1 protein-coding gene and 1 pseudogene are annotated in these 3,730 nt (G+C 38.3%); both read right to left on the bottom strand.

Going from position 1 to position 3,730, the window contains the following annotated elements:
• Positions 1-378, bottom strand: a pseudogene (locus CER22_RS30690) (phage tail protein); the annotation flags it as partial.
• Positions 379-3,660 (bottom strand): phage tail tape measure protein, encoded by a 3,282-nt coding sequence (locus tag CER22_RS30685; protein WP_088610472.1) that lies wholly within the window; start codon positions 3,658-3,660, stop codon positions 379-381.
• Between the last annotated feature and the right edge of the window lie 70 nt (positions 3,661-3,730).

Genomic DNA, 3,730 nt, shown 5'->3' with positions numbered 1-3,730 from the left:
TGTTCCTGTTTCCCAATCATCTTGAAAATCAGCTGCGCTTTCTACTTCAGCTAAAAAATAATATCCAGGAATTGTATCATCGTAGAGCTTTCTTCTTCCGCTTGTATTCATCAGCCAATTAATCAATTTTGTTTTTTCAACTTGCATAGCCTGTGGAGTGTAATTACCTTGTTTCAAAACATTAAATTGATATTTCAATTGTCTTGAACTATAGGTTTGTGAACCGTATAAATTACTAAAGTCATACTCTACATTCGAGAAGGGAACTTGAACAATTATCTTTTCTTTTGATGGAAAGCCAATATCCCTTTCAGCTGGCATAGTATAACCCATGTCATTATATGAATGTTTCCCATCAAATTTAATACCATATAGCATCTATGCCAGCCCCCTTTCAATTTTTCTAATCCGTACGCCACCTTCATGATCTGTATAATCTCCGGTGATTTGAGCAAACGTTCTTCCATCCACTTGTAGAATGATGGGACGATCATTACTTTGCTGTGGCATCGTAGATGCAATTCCTTTTCCAATGGCACCTAGTGTCTTTTCATTCAAGGGTAAAACACCCTCTGGACCCGCTTCACCAGCACCTTGTAAATTACCGCCATTCATTCCGAAAATAGTTGGACGAGTAAAGATACCGCCTTTTGCACGCCAGTCAATACCAATACCTGATGGATATTCAATATCTTTTCCCAAAACATTTTTATGACTAGTCTGCAGACTAAAGTGTGGCATTTTAGGCATTTCAGGTTTAGGAATTTTCAACTTCAAATTATCAAAGAATCCTTTGATTTTATCGATAAATCCTTTTACACCATCAACCGCTTCTCTTATTGGGTCCATAATAAATCGTTTTGCCGCTTCAAATTTTTCTTGTGCAGCATTCTTCACAGCATCAAATTTTTCTTTCGCTGAATTATATAAATCAGTAAATTTTTGTTTAGTTGAATTATAGGCTTCAGTTACTGGATTAATCACATATTGTTTCACTAAATTCCAAGCCGCAAGCGTGTAGGATTTTATAGATTCCCAGTTTGATAATATCCAATTAGCTAAATCCCCAAGTTTTTGCTTTGTCCAATTCCACAATTCCTGAACTGGTTGAATGACATACTGTTTTACCAAATTCCATGCTGCAAGTGTATAAGATTTCACTGTTTCCCACTGTGAATTTAACCAGGAAACTAGCTCCCCGAGTTGAGATTTACACCAGTTATACGCTTCAACCATCGGATCAATAATATATTTACTAATGGCAGCCCAGGCAATTTGAGTTCCTGCTTGTATCAATAACCACCCTGCTTCTAAAACCGTAGAAATCAAAGAAATAATTGGATCTAAAACCGTGAGTATCGTATTCCACGTATCTTGCCAAGCCTGAGTCAATGACCCCCACAATTCAGATGCTGTTTCGACAAGTGACGACCACCAAGATGACGCTGTTTCGACAATTCCGGACCACAAATCACTAAAGAATTGACCTATTGGGTCAAAAAAGCTATGCATCATTTCAATAAATGAAGACCAGGCACCTGCAAAATACTCAACTGTAGCAGACCATCCATCACTACATACCTGAACTAAACCAGACCACAATTCACCAAACCAATCTTTAAATTGCGACCACTTTTCGGAGAGCCAATCAGTTATCTGTCCCCAATTCTGTATGGCCCAAATAACACCTGCTATTACCGCGGCAAGACCAGCAATAACTGCAATAACAACCCCTATTGTTGTGCCTAATACCCCAACTGATACTACAACCGCTGCAATGATGGGTGCTAAAGTACCTACTACAGCTATTAATCCAGCAAAAATATAAACAAAATTTTGAACTGGTCCCGGTAATTTAGTGAACCAATCAACTACAGATTTAATTCCATTGACCAATGGTGGTAAGACAGCTTTAGTTAACTCAGCTAGTTTCTTTCCAACGGGCTCAAAAGCTGCTTGTGTTTCTCTTAATGCTTTTTGGAACTGCTGACCCAGTGATTCTTCTTGAAGCTTTTTCATTTCCTCCATACGGCCATTTACATCACCTAGACCACCATTTACATCATTTAAGCTTAGAACAGCATCTGCGCCCATGTCTTCCCATTTAGTACCGAATAAAGCAACACCAATCTGGTTTGCTTTTACTTTGTCATCCATCTTTTGAAGGTCACCTAACACAGCATTAAATACATCGGCTGCTGTGCCTTTACCTTGATTAAATGACTCCCATACTTTTTGAGTGTCTTCTGATAAATCACCAAACCCATCAGATACACCCTTAGATCCATCTTGTACACGAATACCGAATTCCTTTACAAGGTCATTGATGTAATCAAGATTGTACGAACCATTTTTAGTCCCATTCGCAAGAATGGTGAACATCTCGTCCACGCTGAAACCAGCTTGCTTGAATAAAGGAGCGTATTCACTCAAGTTATCGAATAATTCATCTGAATAGTTCAACCCCTCTTGCGCACCTGCTGCAAGATAGTTAAAAGCTTCTTGTGTAGATAGACCAAACTGAGACATTAATTGTCCTGCACCACGAGTTGCTTCGTTTAAGTCCACATCATAAACCTTTGCTAAGGTTAAAATATTTTCAGACGCACCCTGTAGCTCTTCATGTGGAACGTCACGCATATTTTGATAGACCTTTATAAGTGCTGTATCAACTTCTTCAAGACTTTCACCAAATCCCTTTTTCCAAGCGTCCTTTGAAATCTTACCAAGATTCTCTGCACCTTTTTGAGTTAATCCTAATGAAGATTGTATTTTCCTTTGAGACCTATCGAAATCTATTGCTATACCAACAGTTGCTTTACCAAGTTCAATTAACTGTTGAGACATTCCTTGAAGCATTTGAGTAGCTTCCATCATGTTGTGCAGGTCCAATTTCTTACCTAGTTGCTCCATACCATCTGCAGCTTGATCTCCACTTCGACCAACACTCTGTAATGAATTCTCAAATTGTTTCAAGGTAGTTTTCGCTTGGTTTAACTTCGTTTCAAGCTGCTGAACCTCTGTGGAATTCTCGCCATATACCCGCTTTGCTGCACTTAATTGTTGTTCTAAATTGTGGACGACTCTATCGGTCATTTCCATCTGCTGACGTAACTGTTTCTGCGCTAATTCCAACTTATCCGCTTCACTAGCATTTTGACCTAGTTCAGCATTTTGAAGTTTAAATGAGCTTGTCAGTTTCTTTTGTTCTGCTTCAAGTTTCTTAGAGTTCTCTTGTAAATCAAGTAACGTACCACGTGCTTCTCTCGCTTCAATTGCTTGCTCTGAAAGACCTTCATTCACTCTTTTCATTGCGGTATTAAGAGAAGTTTCAGCACGTTCTGCATCAAGTAATTTACCGTACATTTTATTAAGTTGTTCGGCTGTTGTATTTGTATCTTTAGACATTGCTTGATATTCGGAACGTAACATAGCTGTACGTTTTTTAGCAGCTTCCATTTGAATCTCTAACTTTTTCTTTTCGGCTGCTAATTTATCGGTCGCTGTTGCATCTTGGCCCATTGCGGCAATATGATTTTTATATTCCTTTGCTGCATTATTCATGACCATGTTAATTTGCTTTAATGTCTGAGCATACTGTACTTGTCCGTCCATTTTAAAATTAAGAACGACGTTTCTTTCTTTATTATTCCCTGCCATTTTCTCACCTCATTTCTTAATAAAATGGAGTTTGATCTAACGTGTAGATTTGTTTTGGTTTCTGTTCATT

The sequence above is a fragment of the Bacillus sp. K2I17 genome, from assembly GCF_002209985.1.
GTDB classification, from domain to species: Bacteria; Bacillota; Bacilli; order Bacillales; family Bacillaceae_G; genus Bacillus_A; species Bacillus_A wiedmannii.
Note: the sequence above shows the minus strand (reverse complement) of the source record. Positions and strands in the feature narration are given on the sequence as shown.